The organism is Marinobacter salarius (assembly GCF_032922745.1).
Lineage (GTDB): Bacteria > Pseudomonadota > Gammaproteobacteria > Pseudomonadales > Oleiphilaceae > Marinobacter.
Genome location: NZ_CP136693.1, coordinates 1,167,147 through 1,188,847, shown reverse-complemented (window position 1 = coordinate 1,188,847; position 21,701 = coordinate 1,167,147). Strand labels below are relative to the sequence as shown.

Here is a 21,701-nt window from a genome sequence, read left to right as displayed (position 1 = left end):
AACCGTGAGCTAGCTTTCTTGTAACAACTGCCTGTAGTGGCGAGCCTTGGGCGTCATCTCGCGCTTTTCGAACTCCTCGGCCAACAAGCGGCAGGCTTCGCTGGCCAGGAGCTGATCACCGGCACTGCGCAGGCGTTCGAAGGCTTTCTCCGCGGCTTTCAGGTCGTCATTACGAAGGCAGGTGAACAACACCCGGTTGTGGTCCTCTGCGTCGAGCGGGGCATGGCCCTCGCCTTTGCCCAGGTACTCCTGCCAGATTTCGACCATCCGCTCGGGCTGGCGCCGGCTAAGGGACTCGTTCATCAATTCCTGAGTCCGCTCGCGGTATTGCGGCAGGTCCGGGCGCAGTTTCGCCAGCTGATATAAGTGCTCCAACAGGATAGTGCGGTCCGGGTAGTGCTCTCTCAGCGCCTCGAACTGGCGCCGGGCCAGGTCGAAATCCATGCGGCCGAGGCTGGCCATGGCCTGACTGTAGCCGGTGGTGAAACGCTCGTCCTGCTCATCTTCCTCTGGTTCGAAAAACTCTTCCTTCACCTGCAACCAGCTCTTGCCCAGCAGCCAGACCATACCCGCGCCGGCCACCAGGCCACCCGCGTGGGCCATGTAGGCAATGCCCGTGGCTCCGGCGAACCAGTAATCGTAGATTTCCTTGCCCAACCACACGGGCAGGATCGCCAACGCCGGGGCGCGAAAATAATTGAAGTACACACCAACGAAATAGAAGAAGCGGATTCTCTGCAACCCGTAGATGGCCACGTACATGCCCATGAGCCCGGAGATGGACCCGGATGCACCCACCAGGGGTATGTGACTGCCCATGGAAAACGCGGTGAACACCACACCCGACAGAGCGCCACACAACAGGTATGCCAGCAGGAAACGCCCTGCCCCCAGGGCCTTCTCGACGGTAAACCCCAGCAGGAACAGGAACACCAGGTTGCCAATAATGTGGCCCCAACCGCCGTGGAGGAACTGATAGGTAATCAGCGTGTAGAGGGAAAATTCCGCGGGCACCAGCCCTAGCTGATTGGCGCTGAGCCTATCCATTAGTTGGGTCTGAATACCCCCACGCTGTTCCAGCCACAGGCGGCGCTCGGCCGGCGCCCAGAGCCTGTCCCGGTTCTGCAGCATGTACTGGTAAAACTCACGGTCCGCCAGCAGGCTGTAGGCAACCCACAAGTCCCCTCCCTCTTCCTGCAGCTGCTGGAAGTTCTGCAGGTCGTAGACCCGATTCTGATTGTCTTCGAACTCGATCTGGCGCTCGAGGTAGTCCTCGTATACCGGGGCTTCCAGCGACTTCAGATCCGATTCCAGATACTGCTCAACCGCTTCTTCAATCAGCCGGTTGTCGTCGCCCTGATAAAAGAAAAAAACCAGCAGGCACGTCGTGATCAGCCCGAGGGTGACCCAGGGTGGGCGCTTCCAGTTCACGGTGTTTTCGGCGGGGATAATCAGCATGGGCCGTCACAATTCATCATAATTTGTCCCTTGAGAGGTGCTTTTTACCACAGCATGGCCAGTTTTTCGCGTTGTAATGAATTCTGAAGCGGTTTAGCCGGCCACGGGCAAAACAAACTGTGCGCGGCACCACAAACAGGCTACTCTGCGGTTGTCACACGATGGTCATACAAATGACATTCAATCAAGGCAGCCGCAAAGGGGCGAATCGCACGATGCTCGAAACGAGCACGAAGTATGGGTTTCGACCAATCGCCAATTGCCGTTGTCCCGGCCACAGCTAATAGTTGCCGGGACAACAAGAAAAACAGGACGTGCAACCAAGGAAACTGCCATGACTGTACTCATACTGGACAACCCGGATCTACTTGCCAGAGCGGCCATCGAATCAGGCTTGCCAATGCCCTCACTGGCATCGGACGACACACCCCGCAAGCCACACCGGCTACGGTTCCACTACGGTTTCAACAAGCATCGCCTGGATGAGCAGGACCTGGCCATCCTGCGCCAGCACGCGCTTTACCTGCGACACAACCCGGGCGCTACGGTGCGTATCCATGGCCATGCCGATAATTTCGGCGTTAGTGAATACAACCATTTCCTGTCCCGCCTGCGGGCTAGCAGCGCGGCGAAAGTACTGATTCGCGAGGGCGTCAGGGAAAGCCAGATTCTGGTGAGCGGCTGGGGCAGCGATCGCCCCCTGGCGCGCCCGGAAGACCACGCCGCCAACCGCCGGCTGGAACTGGAATACGTCACCATGGAAATGGCACGGGCGCTCTAGGAGCCCGGCCTTACAAATAAAAGATCCGGGGGCCGCGTCGCCCCCGCGGGAGACTCAGCCGTAGACCTGGAACACATTCCAGAGCAGCAATACGGCAATGGCGAGGATGCTAACCCAGGTCAACAGGATACCTGCCATACGGGCGATATGGGGGCCACCCCGGCCATTGATCATGCCGAAGGCATGCAACACTCGCCCCACCACAAAGGCCATCCCTGCCCAGTACACCAGCCCACTGGAAACCCCGTTCAACTCGGCAATCGCCAGCATCACCAACCCCAGGGGGGCGTATTCCACCAGATTCGCCTGGGCACGGACAGCCGCCTCGAAGTCCCGGTCGTCGGTGACGCCCAGGCTCTTTTTATATTTCAGGCGGAAACGGGAAACCATCCCCGACAACACCAGCAACAGCAGCCCCAGAACGGCTGCAAAAACGGCAGAGACAGGTACGATCATAATCAGGACTTCTTGATCGCGCTGACGACGGCCAACAGCAACACGGCACCCACTGTGGCGGTAACCAGTTCACCAATGGCGCCTTGCGCAGCCAGGCCCAGCAGGCGAAAAACGAAACCGCCCAGAACAGACCCGACAATACCGATACCGATGTTAGCCAGTACGCCGAAGCCTCGGCCCTTCATGATCAGGCCGGCCAACCAACCCGCCACACCACCAATAATCAGGAACAGAATCAGATTCATAGTATGCATCTCCGAGCAGCGAAACAGTCCCCGAAAGACTGCCCTGTTTTACCCGGCGCTTCAAGCACTTCCGCAGGGAGGCAGGCAGTTTCGTGGGACACGTTCAGGCGGTAGGTTCGAGGTCCGCGATGGCTGTTTCCATTTGCTGGCGGCACTGGGCCATCAACTGGGGAATATCCGCAACCGTGAGCCCTGCGGTTTCAACCGGCGGAAGCACCCGGATAGCCACCGGTTCGCGACGGCCGGACCACCCCAGGGTACGATCATAATACTGGCTGGCGCAGACCATGGTGATGGGCGCACCGGAAGCAATGGCGGCGTGAAAAGCCCCTTTCTTGAATGATTGCAGACCCCGGCCGCGGCTGCGGGTGCCCTCTGGAAAGACCCAGAGGCTCTTGCGGTCACGGCTGATCGCTTCGCTGGTCGCCTGCATCACCGCAACAGCCTTGTGGGAGCGTCCCCGGTTGAGGATGACGTTGCCTCCGAGCCAGAACACCTGGCCAAAAAACGGGATCCATATCAGCGATGATTTGCCTACCGTGACGGTGCGGGGAGGCAGCAAATCCCCCATCACGAACAGGTCATCGTTGTGCTGGTGATTGGCAATAACGACCGTGGGCCGGTCCTGCGGCATGTTGTCGGCCCCTTCCAGAGGGCGCTCCATGCCCAGGAGAAAACGACCGACACGGGCAATCGTTCGTGCCAGCAAGCGGTTATTGTTCGGATTAAATGGCCGGGCAACATACAGAACCAGTGCAAACAGACAGATGACCGGCACCATCAGCCAGGCCAGCAGCTTTCTTGGCATTCCCATTAACGACAACCCTGATGCAATTTTTGGCGCACAAGTGTACGCCAAAATCAGGTTCCGGCAACAGCCTCCCGGGCCAGGGCGTTATCGGCTTGATTGGTCGTCACCAGGGACTCGGCTGTGGCCTCCACCACATAGCGTAGCGGACCGTTGTTCTCAAGGCCATCAAAGGGATAACAAGTCACCAGCAACAGCGAATCCCTGGGCAATTGTGCGGTATTGATTTGCTCGTGCCGGCTATCGACAACGCGAATACGGTCCACCCGGAATGAACGCCAGTCGCCATCGCGATCCTGCAACTTTACCCGGCTGCCGGTTTCCAGATGCTGTAGCCCCCGGAAATGCGTATCGCGGTGGCCCGCAATTACTACCGGGCCCGCCCGGCCGTCGTTGCCCACCACCTGCCCCGGCCCAAAGGCCAGGCTTTCACCGTGCGCGCCGTCCAGCACGATCAGTGACTGGCCGGTTTCAGGCACCATCAGGCGGGCCACTGGCCAGGTGTCTGCCCAGGGCCAGGGCCGGGTTTCCTGCTGCCGCGCCTGGCTTTCAGCCCAGGCCAGCTCCAGAAGCTCCTGCGCCACCAGGGCCTTGAACGGAATCCACAGGCCGACCGCCAGGACAGTCGCGAACGTCGTCGCCAACAGGAGAATCAATCGGTTCATGGGTATACCCTCCGCTTCAGGAGCGTGATCGCGGCCGAGAACATCAGCCCAATCAGGCCAATGGCGATCAGCAGTGGAGACATGGTTGCAGTCTGGGGGTATCGCAACATCGTGCCCTGGCTCCCGGCGGGCAGCAGTGTGGGCACGCTGTCGGTTTCCAGCGCCTCCTGAGACGGTCTGGACGGGGTTTTGTCCTGGGCCAGGAAGCTGGTGTACTTTGTCATCAACTGATGTTCCAGCCCCAAACGGATCACATGCTGGCGCGCGTCATCATCAATCTGGCCGGTCAGCCCACTGTCCATCAGGCTATCGATTTTCTGTTTTGCCCAATGACGATGCAGGCCCTTGCCGTTGGCGGCCTGTTCGAGGCTCAACGACTGTTGCCATTGACTGCCATCCGGAAGACGCCCGGAAACGTCGAGTGCGCCTTCAGCCGGCAGGCCGCGCACAACCTGCACCATGGGCTCCCCCCTGAACAGATCGCCAATTCGGTCAGGGAAGGCTTCGGTTGCAGCGGCCTGGCCCGGCCAACTCACTGCGATATCGGTCAACACCGGCGCCTCCATCTTACCGAACAGCTCGTCCAGCGGGCGGGCCACGTCCGACAGGTCACTGATGGCGGTGTAGGTACCGCGGCCATAGCGCGCAGCTTCACGCATGAAGTGCATGTTGGGGGCAGAACCGATGCCTACGGTGAACAGCCGACTGCTGCCCAGCCCATCACGAATTTTCCCGAAGAGCGCGCTTTCATTACCGACAGCTCCATCGGTAATAAACACCACCTGCCTGACCCTGGCGCGGGACTCCTCGCCACCATCACCGGTCATCTCAAGCGCGGCATCCAGAGCCGAGGCCATCTCGGTGCCACCATCGGCGTTCAGCCCTTTCACGTAACGACGTGCCCGGGCAAGGTTGTCGCCACTGGCGGGAACCGCCTCCATAAACAGTGAGTGGGTCTGACTGTTGAACTGGATAACGTTGAAACGATCATCGGCATCGAGTGTCTCCAGCCCCCGCAACAACGCCTGCCGGGCCTGACGGATGGACTCGCCAGCCATGGAACCAGAGGTGTCGATCACGAACACCAGCTCCCTTGGCAGGCGCTGTTTTCCATTGACGCCGGGCACCACTAACGCCAGCAGGTAGTCCTCACCCTGCCACTGCTCCTGGAAAACGGCGGCTGCGGGCTCCATACCCCGGGCAGGCGCCCAGCGCACGATAAGATCACGGTCCATAAGCACAGCCCGGGATTCCGGCGCCACCTCCACGGTGTTGCCGTTCCAGGTACTGGTCACTCGATGACTGGGGCTCGACACACGGCTTACCGGCAGGCCGGCGTTGATTTCCAGGGCAATGGTTGCGCGATGGCTATCCGGGCCCACATCGTCGGGCCGCACCGTGAACGGGCTGATCTGGTCGGCATCCGGCACTGCCGTGGTGGGCGACGCCCAACCACCCGACCACTGCGCCGGCTCGTTGTCCAGTGCCTGGCCAGGCATGTAGCGCGGTGTCAGCGTGGTGGGCAGGCGCAGTTCGAACTCGCCGGACTGGTAACGCACCGCCTGCTGGTAGTTGAGTTCAACCGTGATGGTTTCTCCCGGGGGGATATTCGCCATACGGGTGGTGAACAGGTTGGGCCGTTGCTGGTCTACACGGGCGACCTTACGGCCTTCCTCCTTCGCCTTGGCGTACTGGCGTTTGGCCTCCTGCTTTTCGTGAATCTCGCCGACAATCACCCGCTCGCCAGCGGTCATGGTCATGCCGTATACGTTCGCATTTTCCGGCAACGGGAACACGAACACGCCTTCCCGCCACTGCTGACTGGTATTACGGAAGCTCTGGCGCAAGCGGGTGTCGGCGATAAGACCGCTGACAGTTACGTTGTAGTCTGTGTTCAACAGGGTTGCCGAGCCCAGTCGCTGGCCGGCATCATCGACAAAATGAAACTCACCGGCGCCTTCGCGTCCAGTTTCGGAGGCCTCTGCGTACACCGGGTGTACAAACAGGAAAAGCAGCACTGCCAGCCACAGGGAAATGCCCTCCAGCCAGCGTCGCAGCCGAGGGGAGATCTTGCTCCCTGTCATACTACCGGCAATCTGCCGCCCGCCATTCGGGGCGGTTGATGAATAGGGTCCCAGGTTGGTCAACAGCATTGTTTCGCTTCCTTGTATCACTGTGGTTGAAAAAGCACGCCTGGTGGCAACTGGCGACTATTTCAGCCCATGGAAGCGGCGATCCGGTGCCACAATCTGGCGATCCGGCGATGAAAAAATGATGAATTGTGGCAAACCCTCTGCTTTACCTTGTTCTGGCCACAGGCCATGGTTAAATAGGAACCCGTACAAACAGGGGAATGGTTGCAGGCTATGAAGCGACACATCGTGCTGATTGAAGATGAACCCGCCATCCGGGAAAACTACCGTGACGCGTTCGAGCGCCGGGGATACCGGGTGTCTGCCTATGGTGACCGCAACAGTGCCTTCCAGGTATTGCGCACCGCCCTGCCGGACCTGGCCATCATCGACGTGGGACTGGGCGATGAACCCGAAGGCGGCTTTACGCTGTGTCAGGACCTGCGCAGCCTGTCCAAAACCCTGCCAATCATCTTCCTGACCGCCCGCGACAGCGACATCGATTCCGTTCACGGCCTGCGACTGGGTGCCGATGACTATGTCACCAAGGATATGAGCATGGACCACCTGCTGGCCCGGGTTACCGCTCTGCTGCGCAGGGCAGATGCCTGGGCCGAGGCCCTGAAGCAACCGGATGAAGTGGTGCACCGTGGCCGCCTGGCATTAAACGTGGACCGCATGACGGCAGAATGGAATGACCAGCCCATCGACCTGACCGTCACCGAATTCTGGATGCTGCATTCCCTGGTTCAGCACCCGGGCCACGTTCGCAGCCGCGACCAACTGATGGAAGCCGCCAGCACGGTACTGGACGACAATACGGTGACCTCACACATCAAACGTATACGCCGAAAGTTCCTGCAGATCGACGACGCCTTCGATGGCATTCACACCGCCTACGGCATGGGTTACCGCTGGAACGCCCATGAGGCCTGAGTTTTGACCCTTAAGCGCCAACTCTTCATTGCCAGCCTGCTGATGCTGCTGATTCCCTGGGCGGGCCTGCAGTTCGTGCTGGAGCTGGACCAGGCCCTGCGTGACCAGGCCGCTCGTCAATTGCAGAGCCAGGCCGGACGCACGGCCGGTTTTGCAGCGGAACAACTTGCCGAGACCCCAACGGTTGCTGCGGGTACCAACGTTATCTACGCCGACCTCCTGTCCCGCAGCCCGAATCTGGATGGCTACGGCGACGACTGGCCCGGATATGATGAGGAAGAATCCCGACAGCAGTGGCAAGGCACACAACAAGCCATCGACAAAGACGGACCCGAGTTATCCTGGCAGGCAGCCGTCGATCAAACCCATCTCTACCTCCTGATTCGTGTCAGCGGCAGAACCGCTGACTTCTTCAACCCCGGCAAACCCCGCCAACCCCATGACCAGATCCAACTCCAGGTTATCGGCGATAAGCACACGACGCGGCGCCTGATCCGAACACAGGCGCCAGGGGCCATCAATGCGATTGACCCGGAGCGCGAAGGGGCAACCGACTATCGCATCAGCGGCCACTGGCAGGCGGTCAGCAACGGCTACCAGGCTGAATTGAGAATGCCGCGTCCGGCACCCTCGTCCCGCCTTGGTTTTCAGGTGACATGGCCTACGGAAAAGCCGGTAGCCACCGGTGATGGACGTGTCTCTGCCGGTCCCACCTCGGCGCACATCGTCACCCGAATGCCACAACTCGAAAACCGACTTGCGGCCATGATTGCTCCGGGCCAGGGCACCTGGGTCCTGGAGCCGGACGGCTGGGTGATCGCTCGTCAGACACGCGACTCCGAAACCGACGAGGCTGAATTCGACAGCCTCAGCCCACTGCAGATCCTGGAACGCATCAGCCTGAACGGCCTGCGGGCACTGGTGAGCTTCTACCAGCCCGAGCCTTCACCACTGAATGCGGAAACCCATCGCATGGACGCTGGGGAACTGCCATCACAGGGGCTGGTTCGTCACCGGGAAGGCGACACCTACATGCTGGTGAAACAATCATTGGGCGATGGCCGGACGCTGGTACTGGAAGAATCACTGGACCAATTGCTGGCGCTGTCCGGCAGCACCCTTGGCTCGGTCATTTCCCGCAGCGTGTTATTGATCATCGGCCTGATGCTGGTTCTGCTGGGTTACGCCAGTTGGCTGTCCTGGCGCATTACCCGGCTGCAGCGAGCGGTCAGCGCCAGCATTGACGACGACGGCCGCGTATTGGGCACCCTGCCACCCGCAAAAGCGAAGGACGAACTGGGCGACCTGTCACGGCAATTCAGCCAAATGGTGGACCGCCTTCAGGGCTACACGGACTATCTGGAGAGCTTCTCCCGGCGCCTGTCCCACGAACTGAAAACCCCCGTGGCGGTGGTACGTTCTTCCCTGGAGAATCTGGGGCAAACCACAGACCCGGATGATCAGGCCAGTTACATCGAACGAGCCCGCTCCGCCACGGATCGTCTCAGCCAGATACTACAAGGGATGAGCGAGGCAGCCCGGCTGGAGCAAAGCTTTGACCACGCCGAAAAGGAAACCTTTGACCTGGCCGAAGTCGCCTCCCAGACCACCCTCGCCTATCAGGAACTGGACCCCGACCACCGTATTCACTACATCGGACCGGCCAACGGTTGTCTATGCCACGGTTCCCCGGAATTGCTGGTGCAGCTTCTGGACAAACTGGTGGACAATGCCCGGGATTTCACACCAGAGCAGGGAAACATTGAAATACGGCTGACGCAGAACGCCCGACAACTGGAACTGAGCGTGTTCAATGAAGGTTCCGCTCTGCCGGAGAACCTCGCCAGTGACATTTTCAGCCCCTTCGTGTCCGTGCGAACCGGCCATCAGGAAGGACACCTGGGCCAGGGCCTGTTGATCGTCAGGTTGATTGCCGAGCACCACAACGGCCAGGTGATGGCCAGCGATGATACCGGTGGCGTGCGTTTTACAGTGCTTTTGCCGTCCCGCCCGCGACCAGAGTCGTAAGCCACAAGTCGTCTTTCGGAACGACCCGCGAGCCTTTATTGTTCCGTTGTAGGCCCCTCAATCGTCGTCAAAGGACCAAGCCTTGAACCCGCCGCTCACACAGCTGGATCTGCACCCTCTTCGGGCAGAGCTCTACAACGAGCTCCATTCCCGCCCGTTCCACGTGCTGCCATGCCCGGCACAGGTTACCCACATCGCCCTGATAACCACCCCGGAGCAGCGGGCCGACCAGTTCCGCCACTGGCAGGACCTGCATATCATGCTGGGGCAACCCGAGCCGCGGGAGGACGTCAGCTGCTACGAGGCCACCTTTGGCTCCCTGCGTATCCGGCGTGAAATGCACATGGAGTTTGCCTCCTACACGTTTATTAATCTGGGTATTGGGGACGACCATCAGCCCTTCCAGGATACCGGCATCTCGTCGCTGCCCAAGGGATGGCTCGAGAAGCTCACCGGCACCGTTGTGGCCGCCTTCCATATTGACCTGCAGCAAGCCTCAAACGGCCCGGAAACCGACCTGGCGCAAATCCGCCACTGGTTCGAGGGAGAACGACTGGTGGGCAGCAGCCCCTGGGAAGGGAAGGCCCGGGTGTGGGGCACCTTCAGGCTCCATAGTGATGGGTTTGGGCGCTTCATGGTTCTCAACCGGGACATGTCCGACAGCCAGCTCGGCCGGCTGACCCAACGCCTGATGGAAATCGAAACCTATCGCCTGATGTCATTGCTGTCGCTGCCACTGGCACGGGAGATGACACCCTCGCTGAACGACATGGACCAGCAACTGGCGGTGATAACCCAGTCCCTGGCGGACAACCAGGACATCGACGAACGTGAGGTATTGGCGGATCTGACCAACATTGCGGCCCGCATCGAAGCCTTCCGCGCCCATGCCACCTTTCGCTTCTCGGCGACACGGGCCTATCACCAGCTGGTGCTGACCCGCCTGGAAGAGCTGCGGGAAGATGAGCTGTCGGGACACCTCACCATCACCGAGTTCATGACCCGGCGGCTGACACCGGCGGTGGAAACCTGCGAATCGGTGAAGGAACGCCTGGAGGACCTGTCGCGCAGAGTGGACCGGGCCTCGGACATGGTGCGTACACGGGTGGAGCTGGCCATCCAGAGCCAGAACCAACAGTTGTTGAGCTCCATGGACCGGCGCTCAAAAATCCAGTTGATGATGCAGCACACAGTGGAAGGGTTTTCCGTGGTGGTCATCAGCTACTACCTGCTGGCACTGCTGAAGCTGGCGCTGGAGTCCGCCGATGACGCCGGATTCGACGTCAACACCTCGCTGGTTCTGGGCATTGCCATACCGGTTGTGCTGGGCCTGGTGTTCATCGGCGTGCGGATGATTCACCACCGGTTCATCAGGCTGGCGCGGCGACAGTAACCAGTTGCCTACTGGCCAAAGGCATCCGGGTCGCCGGCAAACTGGCGGTAGAACTGCTGCGCCGTGCGGCCGTTACGGGCACCCCGGCTGGTGGCAAAGCGAATGGCCTCAAGATGCAACGCCTCGCGATCACTCACCTGGGGAAACAGGGCATCAATGGCCTGCAGGTATACATCCTGGGGAAAACCATAGAACGACAACTGCAGCCCAAACCGGTCCGCCAGGGATACCTGCTCCTCGATGGCCTCCGCCGGATGGAGTTCGCCGCCGCGCATCTCGCTTTTCAGGTTATCGTCCATGAATTCCGGCATCAGGTGCCGGCGGTTGGAGGTGGCGTACACCCTGACGTTTTCGGGCGGCAGCTCGAGCGAGCCTTCCAGCACACTTTTCAACGCCTTGTAACCCGACTCACCTACTTCAAACGATAGATCATCGCAGAAGATCACGAACCGCCAAGGCAATTCAGCGATGTCGTCGACGATCTCCGGCAGGTTCACCAGATCGTCCTTGTCCACCTCGATCATCCGTAGCCCCTGCTCCCGATACCGGTTAAGCAGCGCCTTGATCAGCGATGATTTGCCGGTGCCCCGGGCTCCCCAGAGCAGCGTATTGTTTGAGGGTTCACCGGCCAGGAAGCGCTCGGTGTTACGGGCCAGGGCAGCCTGCTGTCGCTCGATGCCGGTCAGGTCGGCCCAACCCACCGGGTCGAGCCGCCGAATGGCCCTCAGACCCTGACGGTGGCGGCGCCACACGGCGGCGGGCGTCTCTGCCCAGTTGATGGCGTGATCTGTCGACATAACACCTATTTCCTGTTCCGCGTTTATCACGAATATGAAACACTGGAGCCCTATACCGGACACACCCCAAAAAGGAGACTTTACCGCAAATGGCCGTTAAATCCGTCGCTCTGGTCGCCCACGACAACAAAAAGAGAGAACTGGTGGACTGGGTCGCCGACAACCAGACACGCTTTGCCTCCCTCCGACTCTACGCCTCCGGCACCACTGGCCGGTTGCTCAAGGAAAACCTGGGCCGGGACGACATCCATTGCCTGCTCAGTGGCCCGCTCGGAGGCGACCAGCAAATTGGCGCCAAGATCGCGGAAGGGGAAATTGACCTGCTGGTGTTCTTCTGGGACCCGCTGGAACCCCAGCCACACGACCCGGACATCAAGGCCCTGCTACGCATTGCTGCATTGTGGAACATTCCCGTCGCCTGCAACCGGGCCACCGCAGAGTTCATCCTGACATCCGCCTATATGACGGATGACCAGCACCAACCGCAAAGGCCGGATTTTTCGAGTTACACCGGCCGTTCCGTTAACTGAGAGGCTTTCTGGCCAGGAACACCGTGTTGGTGGACTCCCGATTCTGGAACGGGTTGTAGAACGACACCACCTTCGCATCCACATCCGTGAACAGAGTTCGCAACACGTCCATGAACGGCTCGTCCGGCGGGTCGTTGGACCACATGGCGAAAACGCCGCCAGGGCGCAGGTGAGCCGCCATTCTGCCTAAGCTTTCAGCATTGTAGAAGCTGGCATTGGACTCGTTCAGGAGGGCCCTGGGGGAATGGTCAATGTCCAGTAGGATGGCGTCAAACACCCTGCCCGGGGTTTCGGTATCGAAACCGGATTCCGATACCGCCAGATCGAAGAAACTGCCCAGCACATAGCGACAACGTGGGTCGGCATTCAACACTTTACCCAACGGAACCTTTTCCTGCTGGTGCCAGTGGATGACGGTGTCTAGGGCATCCACGACCAGCAGCTCGCTCACGCGCTCATGTTTGAGGGCCGCTTCCGCGGTGTAGCCCAGCCCCAGGCCGCCTACCACCACCTTCAGCTGTTCGCCCTCGACGGCGTTCAGGCCCAGGTCCGCCAGGGCTACTTCCGCGTCCACAAACATGCTGGACATGAGAAACTCTTCACCCAGCTTCACCTCATAGATATCCCGGTCACCCAGCGCCGGAATGCGACGGCGGCGAAGCGTGATCTCTCCCAATGATGAGGGTTGGCTGTCGATCTGTTCAAACAAAAGGCCCATGGTCGTTCCCATAACGTACTGAGGTGGCAACATCCTACCATCACGCACCAGCAATCGCAGGCCACGAATCACCTCGTCATTGGGCAAATAACCCGCCAACGACTACACTCACTAGTTAATCACCACAGAATTGTGAATCACCCGATGAGCGCTGTAATTGCCTGGCAAAGGCCATCTCTGATCACACTGCTTGCTAGCATTTTCGGTGTACTGGCGCTCACCTTCCTATCGATGCCTGCCTGGCCCTCTGTAAAAGAACCCATCTCCGTTGGCATTGTGGCCGACAACAAACCTTACACGTCCATGGCGGGCCGCACAGCCTCCGGCTTCTCTATCGATATAGTCCGGGAGGTGGCTAGCCAGTCAGGATTGGACATTGAGTTTCGGGCAGGCAGTTGGCCCGAAGTGTTCGGCGCATTCCAGCGCGGCGACATCGACGTTATCGAAGGAATTTCATACAACGACGGCCGCGCCAGAACCATACAGTTTACCGAGCCGTACCACATTCGTCAGATGCATCTGATGCATGACCCAGCCAACCCGCTCAAAGACATTGATTCCCCGGGATCCCTCAGTGACTACCGTATTGGCGTTGTGCGTGACGCTTATTTCCGCGATGCACTTGAAACGGCGGGCTTGTCGCTCGTCACCTACGATTCCATTCCCGGCCTGGTTCGGGCACTGGCCTTTGGCTGGGTGGACGGCATCATCGGTCCTGAACTGACCCTGAACTACTACGCTAACGAGGCCGGCTTCCGGTTTTTGGAGATTGCTGGCCCCGCACCGTTGGGAGAATGGTCGAAAGAAGACTTTCGACTTGGCGTTCTGAAATCAAACGATGAGTTGTTTGACGTGGTCAGCAGCGGCCTGGCTGCCATTCCCGATGAGCGCATTGAGGAACTGTTCAAGCGGTGGCAGGAATACGGCGGGACCAGCATTGCTGAATCGTCGGGTTTTACCCTTAGTGATGCCCATCAGCACTACATCAGTGAGGTCGGCCCGGTACGGGTGGGCTTTATGAGTGACTATGCGCCCTTCAGTTTTCACGACGCTGACGCGTTGCAAGGACTGTCCGTTGACGTGCTGAACCGGATATCGGATCTGACCGGCCTGCAAATCGTACCGGTGCCGGGACAATGGTCGGAACTGTACCCCCGGTTTATGGATCGTGACATCGATATCATGGCCAATATCTCGAAAACCGACGAGCGCGAAGCGTTCATACGGTTCACCCGGCCCTACCACATCATTCCCAACGTCGCCTTCACTCTGGATAAGAATCTGGCATTCAAATCACCAGCGGACTTGCAGGGACTGAAGGTCGCTATTGGTTCAGGCATCTGACTACGAGAGGCCCCTTCGTGATGCATTGGGCGACAATGTGTTCGCTTTCACCTCCCAGCAGGCCATGTTCCAGGCTCTGGCTGAGGGCTCCGTCGACGTTGCCTTGGCAGCCCTGCCAAACGGAAACTACTGGGTGAGGGAGCTTCGCATTGCCGGAGTGGTTATTGCCGGCGAAATGACCCTTGATGGCATGCCGGGAGAAGACCTGCGTTTTGGCGTGCGTCCCGCTCTTGAGCCGCTCGCCTCTATAATGGACGCCGCATTGGAGGCCATCAGCCCAACGGAAATGCGCACTATCGAGAATCGCTGGCTTGGCGCTTCCGCCCGTCGTAACCGGACACCGGCCACCGGCCCGTTAACGTTCTCCGATGCCGAACAGGCCTGGCTGGCCGACCGCAACCGACAACTGACCATCTGCGTAGACCCTGACTGGCTGCCACTGGAGGGCCTCAGCGAAAACGATAAACACCTCGGTATTTCCGCCGACATCTTCGCCCTGTTTGCGAATCGTTCCAATATCACATTCACCCCTCTTCCCGTAGACAGCTGGTCCGAGTCCATAGAGGCAGTCAAAAACCGACACTGCGACATGCTTTCCATGGCCATGGAAACACCGGAGCGGCTTGAATACCTGAATTTCACAAAACCCTATATCCAGATTCCCAGCGTGCTTCTGGGACGTGTGGAAGCCCCCTACATCAATACACTGGACGACATGGGGGACCGACCGGTCGGCGTGGTTAAGGACTACGCTTTTCTGGAACTGCTGAGGACAACCAATCCCGGCCTCAATCTGGTGGAAGTGCCCAGCGAACAAACCGGACTGCTCATGGTTCAGGAACGGAAGCTGGCGGGGTACCTTGGCACTCTGTCCACCGCCAGCTACAACATGCAGGAGCTGGGTTTGGCGGACCTGAAAGTGCTCGGGCGAATTCCCGCAGACTGGACCCTGGGAGTCGCCACCCGAAATGACCAGCCCGAACTCTTCAACATCATGCAAAAATTGGTGTCCAGCCTGACGGAAGCGGAGCTTAAAACCATTGAACAACAATGGGCAGGACTCAAACTGGAACAGACCGTCGACTACACCCTGGTATTCCAGCTCATCATGGGTGCCGTGGTGCTCTTGGGGTTGCTGTTCTATTGGAACCGCAAACTCGGGCGCCTGAATCATGAACTCGCTGCGGCCAATGACCGCCTTGCGCATCTCAGCGTAACAGACGACCTGACCCAGATCGGCAATCGCAGCTATTTCGACCGTGAGTTCAGCAAGAGCTTCCATTGGTGTCAACGACACGGAGCCGGCTTTGCCGTGGCGATGGTGGACGCGGACCATTTCAAGGAAATCAACGACACCTACGGCCACGACGCGGGCGACCGTTGTCTGGTGGCGCTGGCAGATACCATGCGCTCTCACTTTCGGCGTGACACAGACCGCCTTACCCGGTTCGGCGGTGAGGAGTTTGTGATGTTCACCAGCTTCAGCGACCGTGATGAGCTGGTTTCGCGGCTGGAAGCATTCCGCGAGGGTCTGGCGGGGCAAGCCACCTGCTGCGACGACGAACAGATCCGCTTTACCGTGAGTATTGGATTGGCCACTGGCACACCCGGCAAGGACACGGTGCCGGCGGAATTCCTTCGGCTGGCAGACAAGGCGCTGTATCTCGCCAAGCAAAACGGCCGCAACCGCCTGGAAGCTCTGACCACTGAAGATCAGGCAGCCAGACGGGGCTAGCTGATGCTATCCTTTTGCGACAGGGAAAACGCAAAGGAGACGACACCATGGCTAAGATCTACGAAGACAACTCGCTGTCGATCGGCAACACCCCGCTGGTCAAGCTTAATCGGGTCAACGAAGGGGCCACCATCTGGGCCAAGATTGAAGGGCGCAACCCGGCCTATTCCGTGAAGTGCCGGATCGGTTCCGCCATGATCTGGGATGCGGAAAAGCGTGGCGCTCTCAAACCCGGCATGACGATCGTCGAGCCCACCAGCGGTAACACCGGCATCGCGCTGGCTTTCGTCGCTGCTGCGAGAGGCTACAAGCTGAAACTGACCATGCCGTCATCCATGAGCCTTGAGCGCCGCAAAGTACTGAAGGCCATGGGGGCGGAACTGGTGCTTACGGAGCCGGCGAAGGGCATGAAAGGCGCCATCGCCAAGGCCGAAGAGATCGTTGCTGAAGACCCGGACAACTGCTTCATGCCACAGCAGTTCGAGAACCCGGCCAACCCCCGCATCCACGAGGACACCACCGGGCCCGAAATCTGGAACGATACCGACGGTGCCATCGACATCTTCGTTTCCGGGGTTGGTACCGGCGGCACCCTGACCGGCGTAACCCGTTACATCCGCAATACCAAAGGCAAGGCCATCACCACCGTTGCCGTGGAGCCGGAAGACTCGCCAATCATCACTCAGGCCCGCGGCGGTCAGGACCAAACACCAGCACCCCACAAGATCCAGGGCATTGGCGCCGGCTTCATTCCGGGCAACCTGGACATGGACCTGGTGGACCGGGTGGAAAAAGTCAGCAATCAGGACGCCATGGACATGGCGCACCGGTTGATGCAGGAGGAAGGCATCCTCTGTGGTATTTCCTGTGGTGCAGCGGTTGTGGCTGCGGTCAGAATCGGAAAGCTGCCGGAATTCAAGGGCAAGAATATCGTGGTGGTTCTGCCGGATTCCGCCGAGCGCTACCTGTCGTCAGCGCTGTTCGCAGAGCGGTTTGGCGAGCTGGAAAACGTTCAGTAATACGGTAGGTATTGCAGAGAAGCTGATAAAAAGCCCGGGGCCAGAACCGCCCCGGGTTTTTCAGGTACTTACGTTAGAACTGGAAACGCATACCAACACGACCGGTATCGAAGTCCGGCCCGTCATTGGTGACCTGGCCATTGAAGTCGTCTTCGTCGATATCAACGTTGTAGCGGTTGTATTCCGCAAACGCCGTCAACTGTTCGGTGACCCGGAAATCAACACCGGCACCGACAAATGGATTGACCTCATCGTAGGTCTCACTTTCGTCAAACGCGTCTACATCGAACGACGAAGCAAATGCGCCAGCCTTAGCATAAACACCAAAGGTATCTGTCAAAGGCAGCCGCCCGATCAGGCCAAGGGAAGTACCCTTCAACTTGCCATCGACGTCATCGTCGCCAAAGTTGCCGAAATCAATGTACTCGGCTTCCAGGGCGAAGAACTGGTTGAACTGGTAGCCCAGCCCCACGCCGAACAGATCGTTTTCATCATCAAACTCGCCACCATGGGCTTTGTAGCCACCATAACTGCCGCTCAGATATACACCGGAGCTGTCGCGATCGGTGTTGTCCTGGGCTGATACAACCGGGGCGGCCAGCATGGCCGAGGCCAGAACCGTTACATAGGCAAAACCGGATTTATAGCTCATATCGCATCCATCCTTCTGAGTTCGGAAATAACTGATTTCCTGCTGGATCAACCGGTAAAGCTTCATACCGATTACCTCAACTCAGGCTACCTCCAAATTAGCGGGATGTGGGTTAAATGCGCAATACGGTCTGTTCACCTTCATTTCATGTTGGTTAATGTCGGGATGACAACTTTTCGAGGCACAACCCTGTTGCAAACATCGGAAGGCCTGCGGCCAGATCTGCCAACTATGCGAAATCTGCGCGCCTCAGACGGATGACTGAGGCGCGCATCTACGGTCAGTGACCTCTGCCAGCATATCCCATACAGTTGGCGTAGAAGGTGGTGGTGGCGGGCCAATCCGAGAAGACACCAATGACCCCAACATCCCGGGCCAGCACATCAATCACGTTGAACACGTCGCCGTCGTTATTGATGGCGTCGGTAATGGTCTGGTGATACCAACCACCGCCATTGGCCAATGGACCACTACGCTCGACCGTCCAGGCGATCATATCGAGGCCCGCCGCCCTGGCGTTTTCAGCGTATTCTGACGGCACGATCTGTTGGTGGCCATCCAGGGTCAACATCTTCCACAGCGCGGGGGCCAGGATATTCACGCCTTGCGCCGACAGGGTTTCCATCCACGCCAGGGAGGAATTTTCCGGTGTCAGCGGTTCCTGATCCAGAAACACAGCCTGTCGTCCAAACCGCGGCGTTTCATTGACCCAGAACAGTACATCATCCAGCAGGAACGACTGCGGCCAGACATCCCTCGGGTTCACGCCGGCTTCAACGTAATCCTGAATCATCTGGCGGGCGTAATCTTCCTGGCTGTAGTCGCCCTCATAGGGCATCTCAACCACCGGCGTTTTCAGTTCCGGCGTGAACTTCACACCCAGTCGTTTAAAGAGTTCGATGCTCTCTTTATGGGTCAACAGGGTGCCGCGACTGCTGTAAAGCTCCGTGCGCCAGTCTGCCGTGCCTTCCAGGTACTCCTCCGGCGTGGTTGCCATGGGGTTGAAGGCGTCCATCTTGCCTTCCAGTGACTTGAACTCCTCCAGCGTGATATCGCTGGTGCGGCATTCTGCCTGCGCCTCAGTGCCACTTGCCGGGTCCGCCGGGACAAACGGCTGCGTACACTTGGCGTTCAGTTCCGGAATCGTCACGATGTTGGTGGTGGTATGGAGATCATTCTGTGCGTGACGGCAAACCAGCTCCCGATCCTTGGTAAAGGCAACATCGCACTCCAGGATGCCAGCACCCATCTGGGCAGCCGCAACATAGGATTCAAGCGTGTGTTCCGGGAACTGCAACGGCGCACCCCGATGGCCGATGGAGAAATCCGTAGGACGGATTTTGTCGGCGCGGCAGGACTGGAGCCGGTCTTTCAGGCGCCCCTCATCCATGTCTTCCACCAGCCAGAACGGGCGCGGCCCCAGATGGACCTCGCGTTTACCCCGGTGATGTCTGTCCTTCAGATCCGGCCACTTGTCGTGCCATTTTTCAAGGCCTGGCGGAGTCCAACGATCCTCCTTGCCATGCCAATCCGGTGCCGCATGGGCGGCAGAGAATAGAGACATCAGTAATGCCATAACCAGTAACGTGCGTAACTTCATAACAAGCTCCCTGTGCAATGAATGGTACTGCACGGCTATTGTCGGCGCGGGGGGTTACGCTCAGGTGACGATCATGTGACTGGCGCGTCCGTGCCACTTTCCCGTGAGTCCGTTTTGTCTTTGTCTCGAGCCTGCTCGGCCTCAGCTTCCTTCATCAGGACCATGCCGCCCTGCAACAGCAGTGACTTCAGGCGAGGATCACCCTGCTCCACCACACCAAGAGTAAATGCCGCAAACACCGCTTCCAGTGGATTGTTGCGGACAAGGTCTCTGATGGCATCGATTGGTGACGTGGAAGGCTGGTCATCACCCTCACCGGCGGCACTGGCGGTTTTCTTGGACGTAGCCGGACGAGTCATTCGATAGAAAAACAACGCCAGCAACAACAGGCAGGACATGCCCGTCACCGCCATGGCGCCGGCCTCCCCCATCACGGGCGATAAAGCCAGCATGGCGGCATTGACGAGCATGTAAAAACCGGTAATCAACAGGGCGACCAGCAACACAAAGGCCAGCATAAAACCAATGATGGCCGCGACTGCCTTGCGCAAGACGCCCTGTAACCAGGCGGAATCGGGCATGATCAGCGATCCAGCAACCGGCCAACCAACAAGCCTGCGAGGAACATGAGCACAACACTCAGGAACGGCCGCTCCTCGATTTTGTGCTCAACATCGTGCACCGCTTTACTGCTCGCATCCCGGGCACGGTTGAAGGCCTCATCACCGCGTTGCCGGACCTGATCAAAGGCCTCACGGCTTTCCCGGCGAATTTCATCACGAAGACTACTGATATTGCTCTTTTGCCCATCAGCAACGGCTTTGGTGAGCTTGGAGAGATCTTCGCGAAGTTGCTGCAAATCTTGCCTGACCTGCTCGTACTCGTTCTGACTGGATTTCGCTTCCATTTGTTGCCTCCTTATCAGTAAACCTTACTGCTATTTCGGCTTGTGGTAACGATACACACTGCTCACTGAACACCGCTTGAAAAACTGTCCTTGCAATGCGGCTATTCAGCAACCATGGAAAGAGGTAGAACAACCACGGTTAGATTTACTGTAGCACAAGGTTCGGGGCGCCATGTGAAGACCTCGTAATTCAGCGGGGTAACTCAAGGCGCCGTGGGTTCGTCATCGCGAACTCGAAGAAAACTGGCAAACCGTGGAAGGCCCGTCGACGTGAAGCCGTAATATTTATAGGTAATGGTTGCTCCAATCGGCGGTGGGCTCTCTCGTTGTTTATCACTGAACCCGGTGCCGATGCGGAACTGTCGCCCATCATCCCGTCTTACCCGCACCGATCCGAGCATGCCTTCGTATTTTCCTCTGCCGGCAAGATGCTCCACCACGACCGCCTCGGCATCGTCATAACGCTTCACCTTCAATAGGTCATCTGAGCGGCCCGCTGAATGAAGACTGCCGCCGCGCCGCAGCATCAAACCCTCGCCGCCCTCGGACACCACCTTGTCCAACGCCGACATCAAACGCTCATGATCCGCGGCCTTACGTTGCACGACCATGGCCAGGAATGGCGACAGTGATGGCTGCAATAACGCCTCCATAGCCGCAATACGTTCAGAAAAGGGCTGATCGAGCGCCGGAAGATCAAACACCATAAACCGGATCTGGCGCCAGCTCGGATCTACCGGCTCCAGCCGTCGAACCGCACCGGACAACTCCGAAAATCGGCCTCGTCCCATCCAAAGTTCGCCGTCCATGGGCACATCAGGAAAGCCCTCGGTAAACCAGTCCGGCGCCCGATACTCGTTGCCACCCCGGGACCAGAATCGCTCACCATCCCAATAGGCCCGAACACCGTCCAGTTTCTCGCTTACCCAGTAATCATTGAGGGCAACGCCCTCCTCATAGACGCCAGCCAGCGCCAGTTCCGGTCGTTCTGCATGGGCGTTGAACGCTGCAACGAGAGCAAAAACAAACCAGAACGCAATCAGGCGCCGCATTCACTCTGTACCTTGGCACGAAACTCCTGACGGATACGCTTGTTTTCCTCATCGTCGACAAACACTCGCTCGCCGTCATTATTCAGCCGGTAAATCCCCGATACGCTTTTCATATACTTCAAACGTGAACGCAACGACTCACACATAGCCTCATGCTTCACCGCTTTCGCCTCCTGCTGTGCTTTTGCTTTATTGCGCTCTGCCCGCTCCTGCTCGGTTTGCTCGAGGAATTCGTTCATCCGCTGCTTGCGCGCACGGGCATCGGTATCGGAAGACGGTGCGGGGGCTTTCAGTGTTACCTCATCCGAGGCTGCGTTCACCGGCGGCCGGTCCCCGAAGTGAGTCTGGCCGTTTTCATCGACCCAGCGGTAGGTACCGGCCTGGGTGATTTGGGTGGTTAGTAGGCAGAGGAGGATTAGGAGTCCTTTCATGGGTAACTATCCAT

The 21,701-nt window shown here is 58.8% G+C and carries 22 protein-coding genes; 8 read left to right on the top strand and 14 right to left on the bottom strand.

The genetic code is table 11. The annotated features are described in order from the left end of the window. Window positions 1-9: 9 nt before the first annotated feature. Window positions 10-1,458, bottom strand: coding sequence for a rhomboid family intramembrane serine protease (locus tag R1T46_RS05435; RefSeq protein ID WP_317307599.1), 1,449 nt, complete (start codon window positions 1,456-1,458; stop codon window positions 10-12). Window positions 1,459-1,792: 334 nt separating this feature from the next. Here R1T46_RS05435 and R1T46_RS05430 point away from each other — a divergent pair, with 334 nt between their 5' ends. After that, window positions 1,793-2,239: an OmpA family protein gene (locus R1T46_RS05430; RefSeq protein WP_317307598.1), complete on the top strand. Its 447-nt coding sequence runs from the start codon at window positions 1,793-1,795 to the stop codon at window positions 2,237-2,239. A gap of 54 nt (window positions 2,240-2,293) precedes the next feature. On the opposite strand, the gene R1T46_RS05425 is transcribed toward R1T46_RS05430, so the two are convergent. The 5 genes from R1T46_RS05425 to R1T46_RS05405 all read right to left on the bottom strand — a co-directional run bounded on the left by R1T46_RS05425 (window position 2,294) and on the right by R1T46_RS05405 (window position 6,566). Then, complete coding sequence (locus R1T46_RS05425; RefSeq protein WP_317307597.1) at window positions 2,294-2,695, bottom strand: MAPEG family protein; 402 nt, start codon at window positions 2,693-2,695, stop codon at window positions 2,294-2,296. A gap of 2 nt (window positions 2,696-2,697) precedes the next feature. Further along, window positions 2,698-2,940 (bottom strand): GlsB/YeaQ/YmgE family stress response membrane protein, encoded by a 243-nt coding sequence (locus R1T46_RS05420; protein ID WP_317307596.1) that lies wholly within the window; start codon window positions 2,938-2,940, stop codon window positions 2,698-2,700. 103 nt (window positions 2,941-3,043) lie between these two features. Next, a complete protein-coding gene (locus R1T46_RS05415) occupies window positions 3,044-3,754 on the bottom strand; it encodes a 1-acylglycerol-3-phosphate O-acyltransferase (RefSeq protein ID WP_317307595.1) in 711 nt (236 codons plus the stop codon). Window positions 3,755-3,801: 47 nt separating this feature from the next. Further along, window positions 3,802-4,413 carry a class GN sortase gene (locus R1T46_RS05410; RefSeq protein ID WP_317307594.1) on the bottom strand — a complete coding sequence of 204 codons (612 nt, stop codon included), beginning with the start codon at window positions 4,411-4,413 and terminating at the stop codon, window positions 3,802-3,804. Further along, window positions 4,410-6,566, bottom strand: coding sequence for a marine proteobacterial sortase target protein (locus tag R1T46_RS05405; RefSeq protein WP_317307593.1), 2,157 nt, complete (start codon window positions 6,564-6,566; stop codon window positions 4,410-4,412). The genes R1T46_RS05410 and R1T46_RS05405 overlap by 4 nt, the downstream gene beginning before the upstream one ends. Before the next feature lie 213 nt (window positions 6,567-6,779). Between R1T46_RS05405 and pdsR the strand changes: the two genes are divergently transcribed. From pdsR to R1T46_RS05390, 3 genes are all read left to right on the top strand, one after another. After that, a complete protein-coding gene (pdsR, locus tag R1T46_RS05400; protein ID WP_036211169.1) occupies window positions 6,780-7,481 on the top strand; it encodes a proteobacterial dedicated sortase system response regulator in 702 nt (233 codons plus the stop codon). Between the two features lie 3 nt (window positions 7,482-7,484). Then, window positions 7,485-9,509 (top strand): ATP-binding protein, encoded by a 2,025-nt coding sequence (locus R1T46_RS05395; RefSeq protein ID WP_228210012.1) that lies wholly within the window; start codon window positions 7,485-7,487, stop codon window positions 9,507-9,509. Window positions 9,510-9,591: 82 nt separating this feature from the next. Beyond that, the gene (locus R1T46_RS05390; protein ID WP_036211175.1) at window positions 9,592-10,902 is read left to right on the top strand and encodes a DUF3422 family protein; all 1,311 of its coding nucleotides are present in this window, start codon (window positions 9,592-9,594) and stop codon (window positions 10,900-10,902) included. An 8-nt stretch (window positions 10,903-10,910) separates the two neighbouring features. Here the strand turns inward: R1T46_RS05390 and R1T46_RS05385 are convergent, their stop codons facing one another. After that, the gene (locus R1T46_RS05385) at window positions 10,911-11,699 is read right to left on the bottom strand and encodes an ATP-binding protein (RefSeq protein ID WP_036211178.1); all 789 of its coding nucleotides are present in this window, start codon (window positions 11,697-11,699) and stop codon (window positions 10,911-10,913) included. Between the two features lie 89 nt (window positions 11,700-11,788). Here R1T46_RS05385 and R1T46_RS05380 point away from each other — a divergent pair, with 89 nt between their 5' ends. Further along, a complete protein-coding gene (locus R1T46_RS05380) occupies window positions 11,789-12,229 on the top strand; it encodes a methylglyoxal synthase (protein WP_007154894.1) in 441 nt (146 codons plus the stop codon). Here R1T46_RS05380 and R1T46_RS05375 read toward each other — a convergent pair. Further along, a complete protein-coding gene (locus tag R1T46_RS05375; protein ID WP_317307592.1) occupies window positions 12,222-13,046 on the bottom strand; it encodes a spermidine synthase in 825 nt (274 codons plus the stop codon). The genes R1T46_RS05380 and R1T46_RS05375 overlap by 8 nt on opposite strands. Before the next feature lie 45 nt (window positions 13,047-13,091). Here R1T46_RS05375 and R1T46_RS05370 point away from each other — a divergent pair, with 45 nt between their 5' ends. From R1T46_RS05370 to cysK, 3 genes are read left to right on the top strand one after another with little or no spacing between them, the layout of a single operon-like run. Next, complete coding sequence (locus R1T46_RS05370) at window positions 13,092-14,291, top strand: transporter substrate-binding domain-containing protein (RefSeq protein ID WP_317307591.1); 1,200 nt, start codon at window positions 13,092-13,094, stop codon at window positions 14,289-14,291. Further along, window positions 14,275-16,026: a diguanylate cyclase gene (locus tag R1T46_RS05365; protein ID WP_317307590.1), complete on the top strand. Its 1,752-nt coding sequence runs from the start codon at window positions 14,275-14,277 to the stop codon at window positions 16,024-16,026. Before R1T46_RS05370 ends, R1T46_RS05365 begins: the two co-directional genes overlap by 17 nt. A gap of 47 nt (window positions 16,027-16,073) precedes the next feature. Beyond that, window positions 16,074-17,045 (top strand): cysteine synthase A, encoded by a 972-nt coding sequence (cysK, locus tag R1T46_RS05360; RefSeq protein WP_075195618.1) that lies wholly within the window; start codon window positions 16,074-16,076, stop codon window positions 17,043-17,045. 73 nt (window positions 17,046-17,118) lie between these two features. On the opposite strand, the gene R1T46_RS05355 is transcribed toward cysK, so the two are convergent. The 6 genes from R1T46_RS05355 to R1T46_RS05330 all read right to left on the bottom strand — a co-directional run bounded on the left by R1T46_RS05355 (window position 17,119) and on the right by R1T46_RS05330 (window position 21,687). Further along, window positions 17,119-17,697, bottom strand: a complete 579-nt coding sequence (locus tag R1T46_RS05355) for a porin family protein (protein ID WP_036211188.1) — start codon at window positions 17,695-17,697, stop codon at window positions 17,119-17,121. A gap of 280 nt (window positions 17,698-17,977) precedes the next feature. Then, window positions 17,978-19,297, bottom strand: coding sequence for a glycerophosphodiester phosphodiesterase family protein (locus R1T46_RS05350; protein ID WP_317307589.1), 1,320 nt, complete (start codon window positions 19,295-19,297; stop codon window positions 17,978-17,980). 71 nt (window positions 19,298-19,368) lie between these two features. Further along, window positions 19,369-19,878 carry a hypothetical protein gene (locus R1T46_RS05345; protein ID WP_075195614.1) on the bottom strand — a complete coding sequence of 170 codons (510 nt, stop codon included), beginning with the start codon at window positions 19,876-19,878 and terminating at the stop codon, window positions 19,369-19,371. Window positions 19,879-19,880: 2 nt separating this feature from the next. Beyond that, the gene (locus tag R1T46_RS05340; RefSeq protein WP_036211199.1) at window positions 19,881-20,204 is read right to left on the bottom strand and encodes a YqjD family protein; all 324 of its coding nucleotides are present in this window, start codon (window positions 20,202-20,204) and stop codon (window positions 19,881-19,883) included. A 203-nt stretch (window positions 20,205-20,407) separates the two neighbouring features. After that, window positions 20,408-21,256 (bottom strand): DNA ligase, encoded by an 849-nt coding sequence (locus tag R1T46_RS05335; protein ID WP_317307588.1) that lies wholly within the window; start codon window positions 21,254-21,256, stop codon window positions 20,408-20,410. Next, entirely contained in the window at window positions 21,244-21,687 is a 444-nt protein-coding gene (locus tag R1T46_RS05330) for a DUF4124 domain-containing protein (protein ID WP_317307587.1), read from the bottom strand. Before R1T46_RS05330 ends, R1T46_RS05335 begins: the two co-directional genes overlap by 13 nt. Window positions 21,688-21,701 lie beyond the last annotated feature (14 nt).